Source organism: Streptomyces sp. SID5910 (assembly GCF_009862125.1).
Taxonomy (GTDB): Bacteria; Actinomycetota; Actinomycetes; order Streptomycetales; family Streptomycetaceae; genus Streptomyces.
This window is the reverse complement of sequence record NZ_WWHX01001010.1, coordinates 1-1139: the sequence shown is the minus strand read 5'-3', so window position 1 is coordinate 1139 and position 1139 is coordinate 1. Positions and strand designations below refer to the sequence as shown.

Sequence of the window (1139 nt, the reverse complement as noted above, 5' to 3'; positions counted from 1 at the left end):
GCGTCCTCGGACAGGTCGTAGCGGGCGATCTCGGCGCCGCCGGCCTGGTTGACGATGCGGATGTAGGCGTTGCGCACCTGGCCGAAGTTCTGCGAGCGGTTCTCCGCGTCGTAGATCGAGACCGGGAAGACGATCTTGTCGATGTCGGCCGGCAGGGCGGCCAGGTTGACGTTGATCGCCTCGTCGTCGCCGGCGCCCTCGCCGGTGCGGTTGTCACCGGTGTGGACGATCGTGTTGTCCGGGGTCTGCTTGTTGTTGAAGAACACGAAGTGGCCGTCGGAGTAGACCTTGCCCTGCGTGTTGACCGCGATCGCGGAGGCGTCGAGGTCGAAGTCGGTGCCGGTGGTGGTACGGACGTCCCAGCCCAGGCCCACGGTGACTTCGGTCAGGCCCGGAGCCTCCTTGGTGAGCGAGACGTTGCCACCCTTGGACAGGCTTACAGCCATTGTTGGGAGTCCCTTCCCTCGTTTACGTACGGCAAGAAAGCTACAGCTACCCCCATGAACGACGAGAGGGGTACGCAAGGTTCCAGCTCTCTTTACTTTCTTTACCGAGTCCGAGTCCGAGTCCGAGTCCGGGCCCGAGGATATTCGGGTGACGTGGACCGCCGGGGGACGGGAACATGGACGGCATGTCCGGTCCCCATGTCATCAGAGGCTCCGTCTCGCTTCCCGAGGCCGAGCTCGTCTGGCGTTTCTCGCGTTCCTCGGGGCCCGGCGGACAGCACGTCAACACCACGGACACGGCGGTGGAGCTCCGCTTCGACCTGGCGCGCACCGAGGCGCTGCCCGAGGTGTGGAAGCGGCGGGCCCTGGAGCGGCTGGCCGGGCGGCTGACCGACGGGGTCGTCACGGTGCGCGCCTCCGAGCACCGGTCGCAGTGGCGCAACCGCGAGACGGCGACGGTGCGGCTCGCTGCGCTGCTTGCCGAGGCGACCGCGCCGCCGCCGGCGCCGCGGCGGGCGACGCGGATTCCGCGGGGGATCAACGAGCGGCGGTTGCGGGAGAAGAAGCAGCGGTCGGAGACCAAGCGGGGGCGCTCCGCGCGGGGGTGGGGGTGAGGGGGAGGGGGACGGTGTCGAGTGCCCTCTGCGGGTCCGTCGTGGCTGGGCGCGCAGTTCCCCGCGCCCCTTCGGGGCG

2 protein-coding genes are annotated in these 1139 nt (G+C 69.1%); one reads left to right on the top strand and one right to left on the bottom strand.

The features are described 5' to 3' along the window. Positions 1-446: TerD family protein (locus GTW67_RS35855; protein ID WP_161168886.1), on the bottom strand; the 446-nt coding region annotated here is incomplete at its 3' end. Between the two features lie 176 nt (positions 447-622). Here GTW67_RS35855 and arfB point away from each other — a divergent pair. Continuing rightward, positions 623-1060, top strand: coding sequence for an alternative ribosome rescue aminoacyl-tRNA hydrolase ArfB (arfB, locus tag GTW67_RS35850; protein ID WP_161168885.1), 438 nt, complete (start codon positions 623-625; stop codon positions 1058-1060). The last annotated feature ends 79 nt before the right edge of the window (positions 1061-1139 follow it).

Excerpts from the sequence above, each read along its gene's own strand:
- arfB (WP_161168885.1), top strand. The coding sequence starts at position 623 with ATGGACGGCATGTCCGGTCCCCATGTCATCAGAGGCTCCGTCTCGCTT.